Below are 20093 nucleotides of genomic sequence, written 5' to 3' on the forward strand. Positions count from 1 at the left end.
TTCCCTTTCCGGCGGTTCCGACTCTATCAGATCCTTTCGGCGTCTGATTCCCAGTCAGCGGGTGTTGTCTTCGCGGCTGTTGGGCCGTTCCGACGAGTGAGACTTTAGCGGATTCCCGGCCTCCGAGCTAATCGGGGGCCGCGTCCTTTCGAACGTGGATTCCTTCATTTCGCACATACGCATGCCGAAGCAAAGCGACGACGGATCGCCGACTGCTGGCAGGTACTTGCGGAATGGCTGTCCGGGGACCGACCGGAGTCGGCGCTCACGTCGAACAACTCGGAGAACATTACGTAACCGGTTGGGGTGTGTCAACTCGCGGCGGGGCGACCCCCCGGGGCGTAAGGTGGGCGTCATGACTACGCGTACGTGCACCCAGCAGTGGTGGGCCGCCTGACGGCGGCCGCGTTCACGTACGCATTCAACGGCCGCCGCCTCGGCGGCCGTTCGTGTATCTCCCTCCGGAACCTCTGAGGGCCGGCCGCTCGGGACGGCGGCTCCGACCAGGAGGTGGAGAGGGAATGACACGGGTCTTCAGCGGGATCAAGCCGACCGGGCACCTGACGCTGGGGAACTACCTGGGGGCCATGCGGCAGTGGGCCGCCGTGGATCAGTACCAGGCCGACTCCTTGTTCTGCATCGTCGATCTGCACGGGATGACCGTGGACCACGATCCGGCGCGGCTGCGCCGGCTCACCCGGCAGGCGGCGACCCTGTTGCTGGCGTCCGGGCTGGATCCGGAGCTGTGCACCGTGTTCGTACAGAGTCATGTCGACGAGCACACCCGGCTGTCGTACCTCATGGAGTGCGTGGCGACCGACGGGGAGATGCGGCGCATGATCCAGTACAAGGAGAAGGTCGCGAGCGAGGCGGTGCGCGGGCGCGGTGTGCGGCTGTCCTTGCTGACGTATCCGGCGCTGATGGCGGCCGACATCCTGGCGTACGGGGCGGACGAGGTGCCGGTCGGGGACGATCAGGCGCAGCACGTGGAGCTCACGCGGGATCTGGCGGTGCGGTTCAACCAGCGGTACGGGCACACGTTCGTAGTGCCGAAGGCGACCGTGCCGAAGGTGGCCGCCCGGGTGATGAATCTGCAGGATCCGACGTCGAAGATGGGGAAGAGCGACGACTCCGGGGCGGGCATCGTCTATCTGCTCGACGAACCGGAGGTGGTCCGGAAGAAGATCATGCGGGCCGTGACGGACAGCGGGCGGGAGATCGTCTACGACCGGGAGGAACAGCCCGGGGTCGCGAATCTGCTGGAGATTCTCGCTGCGTGCACGGGCGGGAACCCTGAGTCACTGGCAACCGTTCACGATTCGTACGGCGCTCTGAAGCAGGCCACCGCGGAGGCGGTGCTGGACCTGCTCGGTCCCGTGCAGGCCAGGCACAGGGAGTTGTGTGTCGATCCGGGATATGTGGAGGAGGTGCTGCGGCATGGGGCGGAGAAGGCCCGGGCGATCGCCCGGCCGATTGTCGATACCGCCTATCGGGCGATCGGGCTGTTGCCGCCCGGCGCCGTCTCGGAAGCTGCTGCGGCGGAACCCGCGTTGAACGCGGCCCGATAGGCGCGGGGCTCAGTCCCAGCCCTGTCCTTCTCAACCCTGTCCTTCTCGGTGCTGTCCTTCTCAGTCCTTCTTGCCGGAGGCGAGTTGGCGGCTGCGGTCGCGGGCGGCTTCGAGGGCGGCGATGAGGGCGGCCCGTACGCCGTGGTTCTCCAGCTCGCGGATGGCGTTGATGGTGGTGCCGGCCGGCGAGGTCACGTTCTCGCGGAGCTTGACGGGGTGTTCGCCGCTGTCGCGGAGCATCACGGCGGCGCCGATCGCGGACTGGACGATGAGGTCGTGGGCCTTGTCGCGGGGCAGGCCGAGCAGGATGCCGGCGTCGGTCATGGCCTCGACCAGGTAGAAGAAGTACGCCGGGCCCGAGCCGGAGAGGGCGGTGCAGGCGTCCTGCTGGGACTCGGGGACCTGGAGGGTCTTGCCGACGGCGCCGAAGATCTCCTCGGCGGTGGCGAGGTGGGCGGCGGTGGCGTGGCTGCCCGCGGAGATGACGGACATCGCCTCGTCGACGAGGGCGGGGGTGTTCGTCATGACACGGACGACCGGGGTGCCGGCGGTGAGGCGCTCCTCGAAGAAGGAGGTGGGGATGCCCGCCGCGCCGCTGATGACCAGGCGGTCGGCGGGGATGTGCGGGGCGAGTTCGTCGAGGAGGGTGCCCATGTCCTGCGGCTTGACCGTGAGGATCAGGGTGTCGGCGGTCTTCGCGGCCTCGGGGTTGGTGACCGGGGTGACTCCGTGGCGGGCGCGGAGCTCTTCGGCCCGTTCCGGGCGGCGGGCGGTGACCAGGAGGTCGGCGGGTGCCCAGCCGGCCCGGATCATTCCGCTGAGCAGGGCTTCGCCGATCTTGCCGGTACCGAGGACTGCGACTTTCTGACTCATACGGTTCAGTCTGGCACCGGGAGTGGGAGGCGGGGGGCGGTTGTCCGCTGGGCGGACGTCGTCGGTGGCTATGCCGTCCGTCGCCTCAGGGTGGCCGCTCCCAGGGTCAGCACGAGCAGGGCGCAGCCGGCGACGATCAGGACGTCCCTGAGGAAGGTGGCGGTCATGTCGGTGTGGTGGAGGACTTCGTTCATGCCGTCCACGGCATAGGACATGGGGAGGACGTCGGAGAGGGCTTCGAGGGCGGGGTGCATCTCGGAGCGGGGCGTGAAGAGGCCGCAGAGCAGGAGTTGGGGGAAGATCACCGCGGGCATGAACTGGACCGCCTGGAATTCCGAGGCCGCGAAGGCCGAGACGAAGAGACCGAGGGCCGTGCCGAGCAGGGCGTCGAGCAGGGCGACCAGGAGCAGGAGCCAGGGGGACCCGGTGACGTCGAGGCCCAGGAACCAGACGGCCAGGCCGGTGGCGAGGGCCGACTGGATGATCGCGAGGACGCCGAAGGCGAGGGCGTAGCCGGCGATGAGGTCGGCTTTGCCGAGGGGCATGGCGAGGAGGCGTTCGAGGGTGCCGGAGGTGCGCTCGCGGAGGGTGGCGATGGAGGTCACCAGGAACATCGTGATGAGCGGGAAGATGCCGAGGAGTGAGGCGCCGATGTTGTCGAAGGTGCGCGGGCTGCCGTCGAAGACATAGCGGAGCAGGACCAGCATCAGGCAGGGGATGAGGAGCAGCAGCGCGATCGTGCGGGGGTCGTGGCGGAGCTGGCGCAGGACGCGGGCCGCGGTGGCGGTGGTGCGGGCGAGGTTGAGGGTGCTGACGGGGGCGGTCGTGGTGGTCGCCGGCTGAGTGGTCATCGTGCGCTTTCCTTCGTGCGGGAGGTGGCGGCCGCTTCGTCGACGAGGTGCAGGAAGGCCGCCTCGACCGTGTCGGAGCCGGTGCGGGTGCGGAGGGCCTCGGGGGTGTCGTCGGCGAGGATCTCGCCCTCGCGCATGAGGAGGAGGCGGTGGCAGCGCTCGGCCTCGTCCATGACGTGGGAGGAGATGAGGAGGGTGGCGCCGCGGGTGGTGGTGATGGCGTGGAAGAGCTGCCAGAGGTCGCGGCGCAGGACGGGGTCGAGGCCGACGGTGGGTTCGTCGAGGACGAGGAGTTCGGGGGTGCCGAGCAGGGCGACGGCGAGGGAGACACGGCTGCGCTGGCCGCCGGAGAGGTTGCCGGCGAGGGAGTCGGCGTGGCTGGTGAGGTCGACTTCGCCGAGGACGCGTTCGACGTCGGCGCGGCGGTCGGGGGCAGGGCGGGTGGGGTCGAGGATCGAGCCGAAGTAGTCGAGGTTCTGGCGGATGGTCAGGTCGTCGTAGACGGAGGGGGCTTGGGTGACGTAGCCGATGCGGGTGCGGAGGGTGGGGTGGCCGGCGGGGCGGCCGAGGACGTTGAGGGTGCCGGTGACCTTGGCCTGGCTGCCGACGATGGAACGCATCAGGGTCGACTTGCCGCAGCCGGAGGGTCCGAGGAGGCCGGTGATCTGGCCGCGGGGGACGGTGAAGTCGAGGCCGCGCAGGACGGTGCGGGGGCCGCGGACGGCGGTGAGGCCGGCGGCCTGGATGGCGGGGGGCAGGACGGAGTTGCCGGGGGCCTCGGTCGGCCCCGGCGAGTAATTCACCATGTGATGAATAATCCCCGGCAAGGCAGGGAGCGTCAAGGGGAGCGGGCGGGGAGGCAGTCGACGGCACGCCGTCCGTGAGGGCCGCGCGGACGCTGGGGAATGGCTGGAGTCGCACCGGGACGGCTGAAGGCGGGCCGCCGCCGGGACACCTGGCGTCGGGTCATCACCGGGACACCTGAAGTCAGCCCATCGTCAGGACGGCTGGAGACGGTGCGTCACCGGGACCAATTGCCGTGGGAAGGAGGGGCGCTGCCGGGAGACGCGGCTGGGTTCGTCGTGTGGGCGCGGTGGGACGCAGCCGGCCCGCTGCTGTGTGGGGGCGGCGGGCCGGGGTGCGGGTGTTGTTCAGGTGTTGAGGGCGACCAGGAGGAGGACGTCGTACGTCTCCTCGACGGTCCCCTCCGGGAAGGTCTTCAGGAGGTGGGCGCGCTCCTCGGTGAGGAAGGCGGCGCGGCGGTCCTCGGGGGTGAGCAGGAACACCGAGTGGCTGCCGATGTTGGCGAGGTGGGTGTCGAGGGGGACGCGGCGGCTCCAGCGGACCTCGCGACGGGTGAAGCGGAGGCGGCCGCTGGGGTCGGCGAGGTCCGTGCGGTCGGCGGTCTTGCGCCTCTCGGCAGCGGCGTCCACGCCGAAGAAGCGGCTCATCCGCTCGTTCTGCCCGGCGATCCACTCGATGTCGAGGGCGTCGGTGTTCCACCACAGCGCGAGCGCGCCGCCGGGACGCAGGACGCGCAGCGCCTCCGGCACGGAGTGGGCCGGGTCGGTCCAGTGCCAGGCCTGGGCGTAGGTGAGGAAGTCGGCGGTGTCGTCGGCGAGCGGGAGGGCGTTGCCGTTGCCGCGGACGAGCGGGATGCCGGGGAGCGTGCGGTGGAACTGCGCCGCCATGCCCTCCCCCGGCTCCACCGCGACCACGTCGGCGCCGCGCGCGTGCAGGACGGCGGTCGCGATGCCGGTGCCCGCGCCGACGTCGACCACCCGGGCGCCGGTGAGGGTGCGGCCGGCCTCCTCCTCGACGGCGTCGAGGAGGGCGGACGGGTAGGAGGGACGGTTCGCGGCGTACTGGGCCGCGGCGGCGTTGAAGGAGTGCGCGCGGCTTGCGCGCGAGGGGGCCGGGTTCGGGGGGCGCGACTGGCTTGTGGTCATACGGCCATGGTCCCGGGGGCGGGGCGGGAGGCGACAGGGGGTTTCCGACGGGCGGCCGGATGTGCCCGGTGCCGTACCGGACGGTCTCAGCGCTTCCGCTTCTTCTTCGACGGGTTGCCCGTGCGGCGCGTGGTGCGGCGTTCGTGTTCCTGGCGGGCGGTGTCGTACTCGGCGCGGTGGAGTCGCTCGCCGGGGGCCTCCGTCAGGGAGCGGAAGAAGTAGGCGAGGAGGGAGCCGACGAAGCCGATGGCGAGGAGGCCGCGCAGGGAGGCCTGGCGTTCCGGGTCGGGGCGCTTGCCGAAGCCGTCCCAGGTGTCGCGGAAGGCGAGGGCGCTGCAGATGGCGAACATCGCGACGACCAGAACGGTCACGAAGGCGCCGATGTCGGCGAGCTGGAGGCCCTCGTAGGCGAGGCGGAGGACCAGGCAGGAGACGACGGCGGCGGCGAGCGAGCCCACGGCCACGCCGACACGGCGGGCGGTGTAGCCGTCGTCGTGGTTGACCCAGGTCGTGCCGAAGAAACGGAGGGGCTCGGGGCGGGGGCCGCTCGGGGCCTCGCCGGTGGAGCCCGCGAGGGTGTCCGGGGTGCCTGGTTCGTCGCTCACATGACGATTATGGCGCCGGGGGCCGCGGGCTCCGGGTCGGGGTCGACGTGACCGGTCAGGCGCAGCGGTCGGCTACGTAGCCGTCGCTACCGGTGTTGACGTTGGTGTCCGAGACGAACTCGCCGTTGTCGATGTTGTCCCAGATGTTCGAGGTGCCGTAGTAGCCGGACACTGTCGTACCCGGCGTCTGGCAGAAGATCGGGACCTTGGTTCCCTCGGGGAGGGTGCGGGTGATGTTGTAGGTGGTGCCCGGGCCGCTGCGGACGTTCAGGCGGAGGCCCGGGGCGACGGAGTAGGTGTTCACGGTGGCGGCCGCGCTGGCGACGGAGGCCGACCCCATGATCATGAGAAAGGCTCCGGCGGAACCTGCGAGAAGGACGGAAGCGCGTCTTCTGGATGTCATCCCAGCCCTCCTGGACCGGTCAGGAGCAGCGGTCGGCCACGTAGCCGTCGCTGCCCGTGTTGACGTAGGCGTCTGACACGAACTCGCCGTTGCTGATGTTGTCCCAGATCTTGGACGTGCCGTAGTACCCGGAGACCGTCGTACCGGGCGTCTGGCAGTAGATCGGGACCTTGGCGCCCTCGGGGAGGACGCGGGTGATGTCGTAACTGGTGCCGGGGCCGCTGCGGACGTTCAGGCGGAGGCCCGGGGCGACGGAGTAGTAGCGCACGGACGCCGCCAGCGTCGTGACAGCCTCGTCCTCGCCGCTGCTTTCGGCTTCCTGGGCGTGATCGACAGACATATGAAGCTCCCCCCACTGAACCCATGAGTGCCATGGAGTCCCGTTGATTCCCCTGAATCGAGCCACGAAACACATGTGCGTAACTCGCACGCGGAGGCTAGCAAGCCGCCTCTGTATCGCACGCGTCATCGACTAGGCTCCGTGCGTCGCGCGCCGCGAAGAACAGCACGGGGGTGATCCCATGACGCCACAGCGCAACACCGGAGCGGGCGCGGAAGCGGAACTTCCCGAGTACGCCGGGCACTACCGCCTGGAGTCCTGCCTGGGTTCGGGCGGTATGGGCGTGGTGCACCTGGCCCGCAGCACCTCGGGGCTGAAGCTCGCCGTGAAGGTCGTACACGCCGAGTTCTCCAAGGACCGTGAGTTCAGGGGCCGTTTCCGGCAGGAGGTGGCCGCCGCGCGCAAGGTCAGCGGCGCCTTCACCGCACCCGTCGTGGACGCCGACCCGGAGGCCGACCGGCCCTGGATGGCGACCCTCTTCATCCCCGGCCCGACCCTCTCCGAGCAGGTGAAGCGGAACGGGCCCATGTCCCCTGCCCAGTTGCGCCGGCTGATGGCCGGGCTCGCGGAGGCGCTGCGCGACATCCACCGGGTCGGGGTGGTGCACCGGGATCTCAAACCGAGCAACGTCCTGCTCGCCGAGGACGGTCCGAAGGTCATCGACTTCGGTATTTCCCGGCCGAAGGACAGTGAACTGCGGACCGAGACCGGGAAGTTGATCGGTACGCCGCCGTTCATGGCGCCGGAGCAGTTCCGGCGGCCGCGTGAGGTCGGGCCGGCCGCGGACATCTTCGCGCTCGGGTCGGTGCTGGTGCACGCGGCCACCGGGCGGGGGCCGTTCGACTCCGACAGCCCCTACGTCGTCGCCTACCAGGTCGTGCATGACGAGCCCGACCTCACCGGCATGCCGGAGGAGCTGGCTCCGCTGGTGCTGCGCTGTCTCGCCAAGGAGCCCGAGGACCGGCCGACGCCCGACGAGATGATGCGGGAACTGCGGTCGTTGGCGGCGTCGTACGACACGCAGGCGTTCATACCGGCACAGCGGACCAGTGTCACCGGCGACAGCAGTGACGTAGCTGCACCGGAGCCACCGATGGAGAAGGAGCCGGAGCGGCGGCACCGGACACGCCTCAGCAGACGAGTCGTCCTGGCCACGGGTGCCGTCGTGCTCGCGCTGGGCGGGGTCGCGGCCTTGGTCCAGTGGGTCGCCGGGAGCGGACCGGAGCAGCGGGAGACCTACCCGAGAACCACTGCCGCCGTTTTCGCCGCCTGGCAGGCGAACCCGGTCACCAAGGGCGCGGGCACTCCCCAATGTGCCACCGGTGACGGGAAGTTGTTCTGTACCGAGGCTTCGGTGGCCTTCGCCCTGGACCCGGTGACGGGTACCGTGCTCTGGCGGCACTCCGTCGCCAACGCCCACTGGAGTAGACCCCCGGTCCTCTCCGGCGGGCTCGTGCAACTCGTCACGGACGAGTCTCGGCATGTGACGGCGCTGGATCCGGACTCGGGCAAGAGCCGATGGCAGCAGGATCTGCCCGAGAACAAGGGGATGAAGTACGCCGGCGACATGCTTCTGCTCGCACGCGCGGACGGCACGGTCACCGGGGTGGACAGCGCGACCGGCACCACCAGGTGGAGTCGGCCGACAGGGAGTCACGGCACGCCGCGGATCGACTTCTTTCCCTCGGATCCGTCGGCGGCGTATGTGACCAGTTCGTCCGCGGACGGGGCCAGTACCCGGGTGACCGCCGTGGACCCGGCAACCGGAGACGTACGGTGGGACACGCGTTTGCAGGGTCTGCTGCGGCCGGTCGGCGCGCAGGAGGGGGCGGTCTTTCTGCTGGCCACGGATCCGGTGTACGGCGACACCAGTGCCGTGGTCCGCTACGCGCCGGGGTCCGGGACCACCCGCCGGGTCAAGCTGCCCGTACCGCGTGACGACGCGCAGGCCGGGGTGCGCAACGGTGTGGTCTATGTGCTGGCCGCCACCGGCTCGCTGGACGCCGTCGACGTGGGCGCAGGCAAGCGGACATGGCACCTGGAGACCTCGGTGAGCCGCGGCTCGGCGCCCGTGGCCGACGACCGGCACGTCTACTTCACGGCGGCCGACGGACGTCTGCTCGCCGTCGACACACGCAAGGGAACCCTCGTCGGCCAGACCCCGGCGCGTCTGGGTACCAACGGCGACCAGGTCACCGCCGTTCTGCCGGCTCCGCTGGTCCTCGGTACCCACGTCTACGCCACCGCCCCCGACGGCACCGTCTTCGCCGTGGACGCGGGGGATCCCGCCGACTGGTGATGACGGACGAAGGGGCCGCCCCCTGAGGGAGGCGGCCCCTGTCACAGGCAGGGCTTCAGCCGAGCTTGCTCACGTCACGCACCGCGCCCTTGTCGGCGCTGGTGGCCATCGCCGCGTAGGCCCGCAGGGCCGCCGAGACCTTGCGGTCGCGGTTCTTCGGGGCGTACACGCCGTTCAGGGCCTGCTCGCGACGGGCCAGCTCGGCGTCGTCGACGAGGAGCTCGATCGTGCGGTTCGGGATGTCGATGCGGATGCGGTCGCCGTTCTCGACGAGGGCGATGGTGCCGCCCGAGGCCGCTTCCGGGGAGGCGTGGCCGATCGACAGACCCGACGTGCCGCCGGAGAAACGGCCGTCCGTGATCAGCGCGCAGGTCTTGCCGAGGCCGCGGCCCTTGAGGAAGGACGTCGGGTAGAGCATCTCCTGCATGCCGGGGCCGCCCTTGGGGCCCTCGTAGCGGATGACAACGACGTCGCCGTGCGTGACCTGCTTGTTGAGGATCTTCTCGACTGCTTCTTCCTGCGACTCGCAGACGACCGCCGGGCCCTCGAAGGTCCAGATCGACTCGTCGACGCCGGCCGTCTTCACCACGCAGCCGTCGACGGCGAGGTTGCCCTTGAGGACCGCGAGGCCGCCGTCCTTGGAGTACGCGTGCTCGACGCTGCGGATGCAGCCCTCCGCCGCGTCCTCGTCCAGGGCCTCCCAGCGCTCGGACTGGGAGAAGGCCTCGGAGGAGCGGACGCAGCCCGGGGCCGCGTGCCACAGTTCCACCGCCTCGGGGGACGGGGAGCCGCCGCGCACGTCCCAGGTCTTCAGCCAGTCCGACAGGGACGGGCTGTGCACGGAGTGGACGTCCTCGTTGAGGAGACCGCCGCGGTGCAGTTCGCCGAGGAGGGCGGGGATGCCGCCGGCCCGGTGCACGTCCTCCATGTAGTACGTGCGGGTCTTCGCGACGTTCGGCGCGACCTTGGCCAGGCAGGGCACCCGGCGCGAGACCTCGTTGATCTCTTCCAGGCCGAACTGGACGCCCGCCTCCTGGGCGGCGGCCAGCAGGTGCAGGATCGTGTTGGTGGAGCCGCCCATCGCGATGTCCAGGGCCATCGCGTTCTCGAACGCGGCGAAGGTCGCGATGTTGAGGGGCAGGACCGTGTCGTCGTCCTGCTCGTAGTAGCGGCGGGTGAGGTCCATGACCGTGCGGGCCGCGTTGACGTACAGCTGCTTACGGGCCGTGTGGGTGGCCAGGACCGAGCCGTTGCCGGGGAGGGAGAGACCGATGGCCTCGGTCAGGCAGTTCATCGAGTTGGCGGTGAACATGCCCGAGCAGGAGCCGCAGGTCGGACAGGCGTTCTCCTCGATGTTGAGGACGTCCTCGTCGGAGATGTTCTCGTTGGCCGCGTCGACCATCGCGTCGATCAGGTCGAGGGTGCGGACCGTGCCGTCGACGAGGGTCGCGCGGCCGGCCTCCATGGGGCCGCCGGAGACGAAGACCGTGGGGATGTTGAGCCGCAGCGCGGCCATCAGCATGCCCGGCGTGATCTTGTCGCAGTTGGAGATGCAGACCAGGGCGTCGGCGCAGTGTGCCTCGACCATGTACTCGACCGAGTCCGCGATCAGGTCGCGGGACGGGAGGGAGTACAGCATGCCGCCGTGGCCCATGGCGATGCCGTCGTCCACGGCGATCGTGTTGAACTCGCGCGGGATGCCGCCCGCCTCCTTGATCGCCTCGCTGACGATCCGGCCGACCGGCTGGAGGTGGGTGTGGCCCGGCACGAACTCCGTGAAGCTGTTGGCGACCGCGATGATCGGCTTGCGGCCGATGTCCGCACCCGGTACACCGGAGGCGCGCATAAGGGCGCGGGCGCCCGCCATGTTGCGACCGTGGGTGACTGTGCGGGACCTCAGCTCGGGCATCGCGCTCGCTCCTTCAGGCAGATAGGGCTGCTATCGAGCGTACGCCCGTTGCCCAGGCCTCGGGACGAGGTGTCCGGAATGCGGGACGGGTGTCTCGTCGTGCCGGTCCTACGGCCCGGTCAGATGCCCCTGCACCACCGGCGCCACCCGCGCCACGATCTGCTCCAGATCCGCCGACGCCAGCGGCTCCACCTTGATCACGTAGCGCAGCATCGCGCACCCCACCAGCTGCGCGGCCGCCAGCTCGGCGCGCAGCTCCCCGTCCGGGACGTCCAGGTGCTCGGCGATCCGGCGCAGCAGCTGGGCGGCGATCAGTCGGCGGAAGACGGCGGCGGCTGTCTCGTTGTTCACAGCCGAGCGGACGATCGCGAGCAGGGGCGTACGGCTGGTCGGGTTCTCCCAGATGCCGAAGATGAAGCGGGTCAGGCGCTCGCCGACGCTGTCCAGCGGGCCGTCGGCGATCGCGACGGGGGCGTTCAGCGCGGGGGCGAAGGCGATCGAGATGGAGGCCTCGAAGACCTGCTCCTTGGTGCCGAAGTAGTGGTGGACGAGGGCCGAGTCGACGCCGGCGGCCTTGGCGATGCCGCGGACGGACGTCTTGTCGTACCCGCGTTCGGAGAACTCCTCGCGGGCGGCGACGAGGATACGGTCCCGGGTGTCCGCCGACTCGGTACGCGGGGGGCGGCCACGGCGGCGGGTACCGGTGCCGCCACTTTCGGTACCCGTCATCGGCGGGGCACCTTCACCGCCGAGGCCAGGTGCAGGCGGGTGAAGGCCAGGGCCTCCGCGAGGTCGGCCTCGCGCTCGGCGCCGGACATCGCGCGCCGGGTGTTGACCTCGATGACGACATGCCCGTCGAAGCCGGTGACCGCGAGGCGCTCCAGGAGTTCGGCGCAGGGCTGGGTGCCGCGGCCGGGCACCAGGTGCTCGTCCTTGGCGGAGCCTCGGCCGTCGGCGAGGTGGACGTGGCCGAGCCGGCCGCCCATCCGGTCGAGCATGGCGAGCGCGTCCGTCCGCGAGGTCGCGGCATGGCTGAGGTCGATCGTGAAGTGCCGGTAGTCGTCCTTGGTGACGTCCCAGTCGGGGGCGTACGCCAGCATCTCGCGGTCGCGATAGCGCCAGGGGTACATGTTCTCCACCGCGAACCGGACGTCCGTCTCGTTCGCCATGCGCCAGATCCCCTCGACGAAGTCGCGGGCGTACTGGCGCTGCCAGCGGAACGGCGGGTGCACCACGACCGTGCTCGCGCCCAGCTTCTCGGCGGCGGCCCGGGCCCGCTGGAGCTTGACCCAGGGGTCGGTGGACCAGACCCGCTGGGTGATCAGCAGACAGGGGGCATGGACGGCGAGGATCGGGATGCGGTGGTAGTCGCTCAGCCTGCGCAGGGCCTCGATGTCCTGGCTGACCGGATCGGTCCACACCATGACCTCGACGCCGTCGTAGCCGAGGCGCGCGGCGATCTCGAAGGCCGTCGCCGTCGACTCCGGATACACGGAGGCCGTGGAGAGCGCGACCTTCGCATCCGGGATGCGGACGACGTCCCTTGGTTTTGCCACGAGGGACAGGTTACGGGGTGGGGTTGGGTGGGGGCGGGGTGCGTCTTCGCCGGTGTGACGATCGTCGCGTCGGGGGTGGGGCCGGGGCGCCTGCCCGCCGTTGCGGGTCGCCCGCGCCCCCTGCGGGAGTGCTTACGCCGACCCCATGTGATCAAGTCGCCGCAGGATCACGCCCTCCCGCAGCGCCCACGGGCACACCTCCACCGTCTCCACCCCGAACAGGTCCATCGCGGCCTCCGCCACCAGGGCGCCCGCCACCAGCTGGCCCGAGCGGCCCTCGGAGACTCCGGGTAGTGCGCCGCGCTGGGCCGTGTTCATGGCCGCCAGCCTCGGGACCCAGGTCTCCAGGGAGCTGTGCTTGAGTTCGCGCTGGACGTAGAGGCCGTCGGCGGAGCGGGCCGCGCCGGCGATCCGGGCCAGTTGCTTGAAGGTCTTGGACGTGGCGACCACGTGGTCCGGGGCGCCGAAGCGGCTGAACTCGCCGACCGTACGCGCGATCTCGGCGCGTACATGGCGGCGCAGCGCCCGTATGTCGTCCGAGGCCGGCGGGTCGCCGGGAAGCCAGCCGGCGGTGAGCCGGCCGGCGCCCAGCGGCAGCGAGGCCGCCGTGTCCGGCTCCTCGTCGATGCCGTACGCGATCTCCAGGGAGCCGCCCCCGATGTCCAGGACCAGCAGCTTTCCGGCGGACCAGCCGAACCAGCGGCGTACCGCGAGGAAGGTCAGCCGGGCCTCCTCGGCGCCGGTCAGGACCTGGAGCTCGACGCCGGTCTCGGCCTTCACGCGGGAGAGGACGTCATCGGCGTTGCTGGCCTCGCGCACGGCGGAGGTGGCGAACGGCAGCAGTTCCTCGACGCCCTTGTCCTCCGCGGCCTGCAGCGCCCCATGGACGACACCGATCAGTTTCTCGACCCCGGCGGGACCGATCGCGCCGTCGCCGTCGAGGAGTTGAGCAAGGCGCAGTTCCGCCTTGTGCGAGTGCGCGGGCAGCGGGCGCGCGCCCGGGTGCGCATCCACCACCAGCAGATGCACCGTGTTAGATCCCACGTCGAGGACACCGAGTCTCATGTACGGAACGCTACTGCCAGGTGGCCGGTATCCCCTCGTCGGAGCCGTCCCCGAAGCCGGCTCGGGCGACTTACCCTGTACAGGTGCCAAAGACGAAAAAGACGAAGGACCACAAGGGCGCCAAATCCGCCGACGGTTCTTCTCGGGCGAAGCCACCGAAGCAGCCGAAGACGTCACAGCGGCCTCCGGCAGGGGACGAGAAGGGCCTCGACTTCGCGCGCGCATGGGTGGAATTCCCGGATCCGGCGGACGCCGAGCAGGTGTTCCGCTGTGATCTGACATGGCTGACCTCCCGCTGGAACTGCATCTTCGGCAGCGGCTGCCAGGGCATCCAGGCGGGCCGCGCGGACGACGGCTGCTGCACGCTGGGCGCGCACTTCTCCGACGAGGACGACGAGAAGCGGGTCGCCGATCATGTGTCGCGGCTCACGCCGGACATCTGGCAGCACCACGACGAGGGCACCCGGAACGGCTGGGTCTCGGAGGACGACGAGGGCTCCCGCCAGACCCGCCCGTTCAACGGCTCGTGCATCTTCCAGAACCGTCCCGGTTTCGCGGGCGGCGCGGGCTGCTCGCTGCACATCCTGGCTTTGCGGGAGGGCCGCGAACCGCTGGAGACCAAGCCGGACGTCTGCTGGCAGCTGCCGATCCGCCGCACGTACGACTGGATCGACCGCCCCGACGACACGCGCGTCCTCCAGGTCTCGATCGGCGAGTACGACCGCAGGGGCTGGGGCCCGGGCGGCCACGACCTGCACTGGTGGTGCACGTCGGCGACCTCGGCACACGGCGCCGGCGACCCGGTCTACATCTCCTACCGCCCGGAGCTGACGGAGCTGATGGGCAAGGCCGGCTACGACCGCCTGGCAGAACTCTGCGAGGCACGCCTGGCTTCCCAGCTCCCGCTGCTGGCCCCGCATCCGGCGGATCCGGCGAGCTGAGGCGCCTTTTTCGGTGGCGCGGGAGGCCTGTCGAGCGAACCCCGCTGAAGCGCCCCGCAAGGGGCGCGGGGCTGTCATCGAAATGCGGCTCCGCCGCGTGGGCGCGACCAGCCACGATGCGGCCGCACCTGCCCACACACCGCAACCCACCAGTCACGGACTCGCCGACGCCCCCGCACTCTCGCTCTCCGTCGGCGAAGCCGACTCCGTCGCACTGAGCGTCTCCGATTCGGTCGGCGTAGGCGAAGCCGACGTCGGCGGCTCGCTGACCGGCGGTGTCGGTTGGGGAGACGCCGACTCGGTCACCGTCGGCGTCGGCCGCCCCGGAGGGGTCGGCCCCCTCCGCACCGGCGGAGCCATCCCGTACCCGCCGATCGACACCACCGCCCCCGCCGGCGCCACCGCCACCCGCGCGCTCCAGTGCCCGGCCGGCTCCCGCAGATGATCGACGTACACCTTGATCGTGAACGACTCGCCCGGCCGGAGCGTTCCCGAGGACCGCGAGAAGTACAGCCACCCCGCCGAGGTGGACACCGACCACCGCACCGGCGCGTCCCCGCCCGCCGCCAGCGTGATCAGCGTCGTGTCGCCGTCGTTCGCGGCCGTCACCGCGAGGCGCCCCGTACCGGCCTTCGTCCGGTCGCCGCCCACGACGCTGACCACCTCCACCGAGACGTCGGCCTTGCCGTCCTTCCCGATGCGCGGCCCGGGTCTGGTGCTGGCGTTCCCGGCGTTCTCGTAGCCCCCGGCCTCGTCACCGCCGAGTGCTTCGGGGCCGGAGGCCTCGCGTGCGGTCGCGGACGGGCCCTCGTGGCCGTCCGCCGGCGAGCCCCGGTAGGCGGCCCACAGGGCCAGCACCGGCGCGGCCACCACCGTGGCGACGACGGTCGTCGTGACGGCACGCGCGCGTAGCCGGTCGCGGCGGGCCGCGCGGTCCTTGGGGTCCATCGGGAAACCGCGCCGGTCGAAACGCGGAACGGCGGCGCCACGCGCGCGCGTGGGGTGCGCCATGGCCATGTGCAGGGCCGCGCGGGGCGCCTCCAGAACCGGCAGCTCGGCGGGGGTGGTGATCGCGCCGGGCCACCGCCCGGGGGCCGCGCGTTCGGCGGTGCGGCGGCAGCGCGGGCAGTCGTCGACGTGCCGGACCAGCTCACGGCGCAGGGCGCTGCTGAGCACCAGCTCGCTGTCCCCGGTGAGGTGGGAGACGCTGGGGCAGCCGCCGGTCTCGACGACGGCGAGCGCCGCGCGGGTGCGCTCCACCTCGCAGGCGGCGGAGGCGAGCAGTTCGCGGGCGCCGGCCGGGTCCATGCCGAGGACGGCGGCGACCTCTTGGGCGGCGAGGTGGTGGCGTACGGCGAGTTCGAGCGCCTCGCGCTGCTCCGGGGTGGTGCCGGCGGCCTCGGGCCAGGCGAGCTGGGCGAGTTCGCGGCGCCGCTGCTCCTCGGCCTCGGCGGCGACCAGCGGTTCGGGGGCGACGTGCCGCCCCGCCGCATGGGTGGCCTGACGTTTCTGCTTGGCCTCGGCCAGCCCGCGCAGACAGGCCCAGCGGGCCAGCGCGTACAGCCAGGCCCGGCGGTCCCCGGCGGCCTCCGGGACGCGCTGGCCGCGCCGCTCGGCGACGGCGAGGACGTCCCCGAGGGCGGTGGTGGCCGCGTCGTGGTCGCACAGCACGGAGAGGCAGTACGTGAACAGCCCGTCCAGGTGCGGCTCGTAGCGCGCCGCCGGCCACTGCGCCAGCGCACGCGCCGCCGTCCGGTCGCGCGCTGCGCGCGCCCCCCGGTGCGCCCGGTGCGCGCCGGTCATGCGGGTCGAGGTTTCCGGGCTGCTGCTCATCACCCGTGCGACCGTAGGCGGCGGCGTAACGTCTCTTCTTGCGCCTTGAGCTCTTTTAATCCGTACGGGTGAAACGATCCCTCATAAGGGGACAGGAACCCGATATTCCGTGGCTCGTCCCCGATGGGGCATGGCCGAGACCCCTCCCCACACATCCGTCACGGACGCCACCGTGGCCCCGCTGTCAGTGGCGGGGGCTACGGTTTCCGCATGGCTGCACGTACCAAGACCGCGAAAGACCGTCCGTCGTACCGCTGCACCGAGTGCGGCTGGCAGACGGCCAAGTGGCTCGGCCGCTGCCCCGAGTGCCAGGCCTGGGGGACGGTCGAGGAGTACGGCACGCCCGCGGTCCGTACGACGGCACCCGGCCGGGTCACCACCTCCGCGGTGCCCATCGGCGAGGTCGACGGCCGCCAGGCCACCGCGCGGACGACCGGCGTGCCCGAACTGGACCGGGTGCTCGGCGGCGGCCTGGTCCCCGGCGCGGTCGTCCTGCTGGCCGGCGAGCCCGGCGTCGGCAAGTCCACCCTCCTGCTCGACGTGGCCGCCAAGTCGGCCAGCGAACAGCACCGCACGCTCTATGTCACCGGTGAGGAGTCCGCGAGCCAGGTCCGGCTGCGCGCCGACCGCATCGGCGCCATCGACGACCACCTCTATCTCGCCGCCGAGACCGATCTGGCCGCCGTCCTCGGCCACTTGGACGCGGTGAAGCCGTCGCTGCTGATCCTGGACTCCGTGCAGACGGTCGCGTCCCCCGAGATCGACGGCGCGCCCGGCGGCATGGCCCAGGTGCGGGAGGTGGCCGGGGCGCTCATCCGCGCCTCCAAGGACCGGGGCATGTCCACCCTCCTGGTGGGCCATGTCACCAAGGACGGCGCGATCGCCGGTCCCCGCCTCCTCGAACACCTCGTGGACGTCGTGCTGCACTTCGAGGGCGACCGGCACGCGCGCCTGCGGCTCGTCCGGGGCGTCAAGAACCGCTACGGCACCACGGACGAGGTCGGCTGCTTCGAACTGCACGACGAGGGCATCATCGGCCTGGCCGACCCGAGCGGACTTTTCCTGACACGACGTGACGAACCGGTCCCGGGTACCTGCCTGACCGTGACCCTGGAGGGTCGCCGCCCGCTGGTCGCCGAGGTCCAGGCGCTGACCGTGGAATCCCAGATCCCCTCCCCGCGCCGTACCACCTCCGGCCTGGAGACCTCCCGGGTCTCGATGATGCTGGCGGTGCTGGAGCAGCGCGGGCGGATCAGCGCGCTCGGCAAGCGGGACATCTACTCCGCGACCGTGGGCGGAGTGAAGCTCTCCGAGCCCGCGGCCGACCTCGCGATCGCCCTCGCCCTGGCCTCCGCCGCGAGCGACACCCCGCTCCCCAAGAACCTGGTCGCCATCGGCGAGGTCGGCCTCGCGGGCGAGGTCAGACGGGTCACCGGGGTCCAGCGCAGGCTCGCGGAGGCACACCGCCTGGGCTTCACACACGCGCTCGTACCGAGCGATCCCGGGAAGATCCCGGCGGGCATGAAGGTCCTGGAAGTCGCCGACATGGGAGACGCGCTGCGGGTACTGCCGCGCTCCCGTCACCGAGAGGCCCCACGGGAGGCGGAGCAGCGCCGGTAGACTTTGCCCTGGTCTCGCCCGTCCGTACGAACCGCGTGCGGGTGCGGGAGCGCCTCAGAACCTGCGACCGGAGGAGTGCAGTGGCAGCCAACGACCGGGCAGCGGCTCCCGGAAAGTCCGGTGGGAGTGCCGGTTCCGATGGCCTGATGCGCGCCTCGCTGAGCGCTGTGGCTCCGGGCACGTCGATGCGCGACGGCCTGGAGCGGGTCCTCCGCGGCAACACCGGCGGGCTCATCGTCCTCGGCTTCGACAAGACGGTCGAGACGATGTGCACGGGCGGTTTCGTCCTTGATGTCGAGTTCACGGCGACCCGACTGCGCGAGCTGTGCAAGCTCGACGGCGGCATCGTGATTTCCTCCGACCTGTCGAAGATCCTGCGGGCCGGCGTCCAGTTCGTGCCGGACGCGACGATCCCCACGGAAGAGACCGGCACCCGGCACCGCACGGCCGACCGGGTCTCCAAACAGGTCGGCTTCCCGGTGGTCTCGGTCTCCCAGTCGATGCGGCTGATCGCGCTCTACGTCGACGGGCAGCGCCGCGTCCTGGAGGACTCGGCGGCGATCCTCTCCCGTGCGAACCAGGCGCTCGCCACGCTGGAGCGGTACAAGCTCCGCCTGGACGAGGTCGCGGGAACGTTGTCAGCGCTGGAGATCGAGGACCTGGTGACGGTCCGCGACGTCTCGGCCGTCGCCCAGCGGCTGGAGATGGTCCGCCGTATCGCCACGGAGATCGCCGAGTACGTCGTGGAACTGGGCACCGACGGGCGGCTGCTCGCGCTCCAGCTGGACGAGCTGATCGCCGGTGTCGAGCCCGAGCGCGAGCTGGTGGTCCGGGACTACGTCCCCGAGCCCACGGCCAAACGCTCCCGCACGGTCGACGAGGCGCTCTCCGAGCTGGACGCGCTGAGCCACGCGGAACTGCTGGAACTGCAGACGGTGGCGCGGGCGCTGGGCTACACGGGTTCCCCGGAGGCGCTGGACTCGGCGGTGTCGCCGCGCGGCTTCCGGCTGCTGGCGAAGGTTCCGCGGCTGCCCGGGGCGATCATCGACCGGTTGGTGGAGCATTTCGGAGGCCTGCAGAAGCTGCTCGCCGCGAGCGTCGACGATCTGCAGACCGTGGACGGGGTGGGCGAGGCGCGGGCACGCAGCGTCCGGGAGGGCCTGTCCAGGCTGGCGGAGTCGTCGATTCTCGAACGGTACGTGTAGCTCCGCTGGGGGGCCGATATTTCGGCTGCCGGTCGGGGGGGTCGCGCAGTTCCCCGCGCCCCTAAAGGGGCGCTGTAGCCGCGTGCGCCTTGTCGACTGACCCAGCCTGCGGGCAGTCGTGCCTCCCCCAGTGCCTTAAGGGCCTGGAGGTGCCCCCAGGCGGCACGGGTGGGCGCAAGCGGCACCCTGCAAGCGCCGGTAAGCGGCACCCCCCGCCCCGGCTAATCCGCCGCCAGCACGAAGGACGCCTGGGCCTTGGTGAAGCCGGGGGTGGCGGCTTCCAGCAGGTACGTGCCTGGTCCGGCCGACCCCGCCGAAGGCGTCGCGCACTGGGGAGCGCTCGGCTTGCGGTCCCACTTCAGGGTGTACGTGATGCTGCTGCCCGTCGGCACCCGGTACCACAGGGTCGCCGCCGACCTCGGGCAGTCCGCCGACGACCAGTAGCTGTCGTCCGCGCTGGCCGGCGTGATCGTCAACACCGCGTTCTTCGGCCCGAGATCGACCTTGCAGTCGCTGGACGACGTGTTCTTCGCCGTGAGTTCGAAGGTCGGCGTCTGCTCCGGCGAGTACGAGTTGTGCAGGCTCTTCAGGCTCAACGACACAGCCGCGGCCGTGCAGTTGGGGAGGGTGGACGTCCCCGGCAGCGAGGCGACCGTACCGCCGGAGCCCGAGGTGACGTCCCCCGAGCCCGACGAGGACCCGGAGGAACCGCCGGAACCGGACGACGAGCCGCCGCCCGACCCGCCCGAACTCCCGCCGTCGGCACCGGAACTGGCACCGGAACCGGTGCCCGTGCTGGACGACGCGCCGCCGCCCCCGCTCGACTCGTCCCGCCCGCCCGGCGCCTGGCTGATCGCCGGCCCGCTCCCGGACGGCCCCGGCGTGATCGTGGACGCGGGATTCTTGCCGTCCGCCCCGTCGGCGCCCTTCTTGCCGCCCCCGCCGCTCGACGTGACGATCCAGGTGATCAGCAGCGCCAGCACGGCGACCACGGACACCATGACGACCCTCCGTCGCCAGTAGATGGAGGAGGGAAGCGGCCCGACCGGATTGCGCAGAGATCCCACGGCGCAAAC

General features: G+C 71.2%; 18 protein-coding genes. 5 read left to right on the plus strand and 13 right to left on the minus strand.

Annotation, left to right across the window (positions count from 1 at the left end):
* Nucleotides 1-521: 521 nt before the first annotated feature.
* Entirely contained in the window at nt 522-1568 is a 1047-nt protein-coding gene (gene trpS, locus ACGFZQ_RS42480) for a tryptophan--tRNA ligase (RefSeq protein WP_393844948.1), read from the plus strand.
* Between the two features lie 60 nt (nt 1569-1628).
* On the opposite strand, the gene proC is transcribed toward trpS, so the two are convergent.
* From proC to ACGFZQ_RS42515, 7 genes are all read right to left on the minus strand, one after another.
* On the minus strand, nt 1629-2441 hold the full coding sequence (gene proC, locus ACGFZQ_RS42485; RefSeq protein WP_351749437.1) for a pyrroline-5-carboxylate reductase: 813 nt from the start codon (nt 2439-2441) through the stop codon (nt 1629-1631).
* Nucleotides 2442-2509: 68 nt separating this feature from the next.
* Complete coding sequence (locus tag ACGFZQ_RS42490) at nt 2510-3292, minus strand: ABC transporter permease (RefSeq protein ID WP_382533810.1); 783 nt, start codon at nt 3290-3292, stop codon at nt 2510-2512.
* A complete protein-coding gene (locus ACGFZQ_RS42495; RefSeq protein WP_393844949.1) occupies nt 3289-4098 on the minus strand; it encodes an ABC transporter ATP-binding protein in 810 nt (269 codons plus the stop codon). The genes ACGFZQ_RS42490 and ACGFZQ_RS42495 overlap by 4 nt, the downstream gene beginning before the upstream one ends.
* Before the next feature lie 345 nt (nt 4099-4443).
* A complete protein-coding gene (locus ACGFZQ_RS42500) occupies nt 4444-5241 on the minus strand; it encodes a class I SAM-dependent methyltransferase (protein WP_393844950.1) in 798 nt (265 codons plus the stop codon).
* Between the two features lie 86 nt (nt 5242-5327).
* Nucleotides 5328-5846 carry an EamA/RhaT family transporter gene (locus tag ACGFZQ_RS42505; protein WP_393844951.1) on the minus strand — a complete coding sequence of 173 codons (519 nt, stop codon included), beginning with the start codon at nt 5844-5846 and terminating at the stop codon, nt 5328-5330.
* Nucleotides 5847-5901: 55 nt separating this feature from the next.
* The gene (locus tag ACGFZQ_RS42510; RefSeq protein WP_393844952.1) at nt 5902-6192 is read right to left on the minus strand and encodes an SH3 domain-containing protein; all 291 of its coding nucleotides are present in this window, start codon (nt 6190-6192) and stop codon (nt 5902-5904) included.
* A 76-nt stretch (nt 6193-6268) separates the two neighbouring features.
* Nucleotides 6269-6589 carry an SH3 domain-containing protein gene (locus ACGFZQ_RS42515; RefSeq protein ID WP_393844953.1) on the minus strand — a complete coding sequence of 107 codons (321 nt, stop codon included), beginning with the start codon at nt 6587-6589 and terminating at the stop codon, nt 6269-6271.
* Nucleotides 6590-6770: 181 nt separating this feature from the next.
* On the opposite strand from ACGFZQ_RS42515, the gene ACGFZQ_RS42520 reads away from it, so the two are divergent.
* Nucleotides 6771-8888, plus strand: a complete 2118-nt coding sequence (locus tag ACGFZQ_RS42520) for a serine/threonine-protein kinase (RefSeq protein WP_393844954.1) — start codon at nt 6771-6773, stop codon at nt 8886-8888.
* Between the two features lie 55 nt (nt 8889-8943).
* Here ACGFZQ_RS42520 and ilvD read toward each other — a convergent pair whose 3' ends face one another.
* The 4 genes from ilvD to ACGFZQ_RS42540 all read right to left on the minus strand — a co-directional run bounded on the left by ilvD (nt 8944) and on the right by ACGFZQ_RS42540 (nt 13418).
* Nucleotides 8944-10797 carry a dihydroxy-acid dehydratase gene (ilvD, locus tag ACGFZQ_RS42525; RefSeq protein ID WP_351748671.1) on the minus strand — a complete coding sequence of 618 codons (1854 nt, stop codon included), beginning with the start codon at nt 10795-10797 and terminating at the stop codon, nt 8944-8946.
* Between the two features lie 108 nt (nt 10798-10905).
* Nucleotides 10906-11526: a TetR family transcriptional regulator gene (locus tag ACGFZQ_RS42530; protein ID WP_393844955.1), complete on the minus strand. Its 621-nt coding sequence runs from the start codon at nt 11524-11526 to the stop codon at nt 10906-10908.
* Nucleotides 11523-12353: a sugar phosphate isomerase/epimerase gene (locus ACGFZQ_RS42535; RefSeq protein WP_351712206.1), complete on the minus strand. Its 831-nt coding sequence runs from the start codon at nt 12351-12353 to the stop codon at nt 11523-11525. Before ACGFZQ_RS42535 ends, ACGFZQ_RS42530 begins: the two co-directional genes overlap by 4 nt.
* Nucleotides 12354-12485: 132 nt before the next feature.
* Nucleotides 12486-13418, minus strand: coding sequence for a Ppx/GppA family phosphatase (locus tag ACGFZQ_RS42540; RefSeq protein WP_393844956.1), 933 nt, complete (start codon nt 13416-13418; stop codon nt 12486-12488).
* Between the two features lie 83 nt (nt 13419-13501).
* Here ACGFZQ_RS42540 and ACGFZQ_RS42545 point away from each other — a divergent pair, with 83 nt between their 5' ends.
* Nucleotides 13502-14359 carry a hypothetical protein gene (locus ACGFZQ_RS42545; RefSeq protein ID WP_393844957.1) on the plus strand — a complete coding sequence of 286 codons (858 nt, stop codon included), beginning with the start codon at nt 13502-13504 and terminating at the stop codon, nt 14357-14359.
* A gap of 153 nt (nt 14360-14512) precedes the next feature.
* On the opposite strand, the gene ACGFZQ_RS42550 is transcribed toward ACGFZQ_RS42545, so the two are convergent.
* On the minus strand, nt 14513-16195 hold the full coding sequence (locus tag ACGFZQ_RS42550) for a hypothetical protein (protein ID WP_393844958.1): 1683 nt from the start codon (nt 16193-16195) through the stop codon (nt 14513-14515).
* Between the two features lie 207 nt (nt 16196-16402).
* On the opposite strand from ACGFZQ_RS42550, the gene radA reads away from it, so the two are divergent.
* Both radA and disA read left to right on the plus strand, forming a co-directional pair.
* Nucleotides 16403-17812, plus strand: coding sequence for a DNA repair protein RadA (radA, locus tag ACGFZQ_RS42555; RefSeq protein ID WP_351748663.1), 1410 nt, complete (start codon nt 16403-16405; stop codon nt 17810-17812).
* An 80-nt stretch (nt 17813-17892) separates the two neighbouring features.
* Complete coding sequence (gene disA, locus ACGFZQ_RS42560; protein WP_351748662.1) at nt 17893-19017, plus strand: DNA integrity scanning diadenylate cyclase DisA; 1125 nt, start codon at nt 17893-17895, stop codon at nt 19015-19017.
* Nucleotides 19018-19238: 221 nt separating this feature from the next.
* On the opposite strand, the gene ACGFZQ_RS42565 is transcribed toward disA, so the two are convergent.
* Entirely contained in the window at nt 19239-20084 is an 846-nt protein-coding gene (locus ACGFZQ_RS42565; RefSeq protein ID WP_393844959.1) for a hypothetical protein, read from the minus strand.
* Between the last annotated feature and the right edge of the window lie 9 nt (nt 20085-20093).

It is taken from the genome of Streptomyces sp. NPDC048254 (genome assembly GCF_043201895.1).
GTDB lineage: Bacteria > Actinomycetota > Actinomycetes > Streptomycetales > Streptomycetaceae > Streptomyces.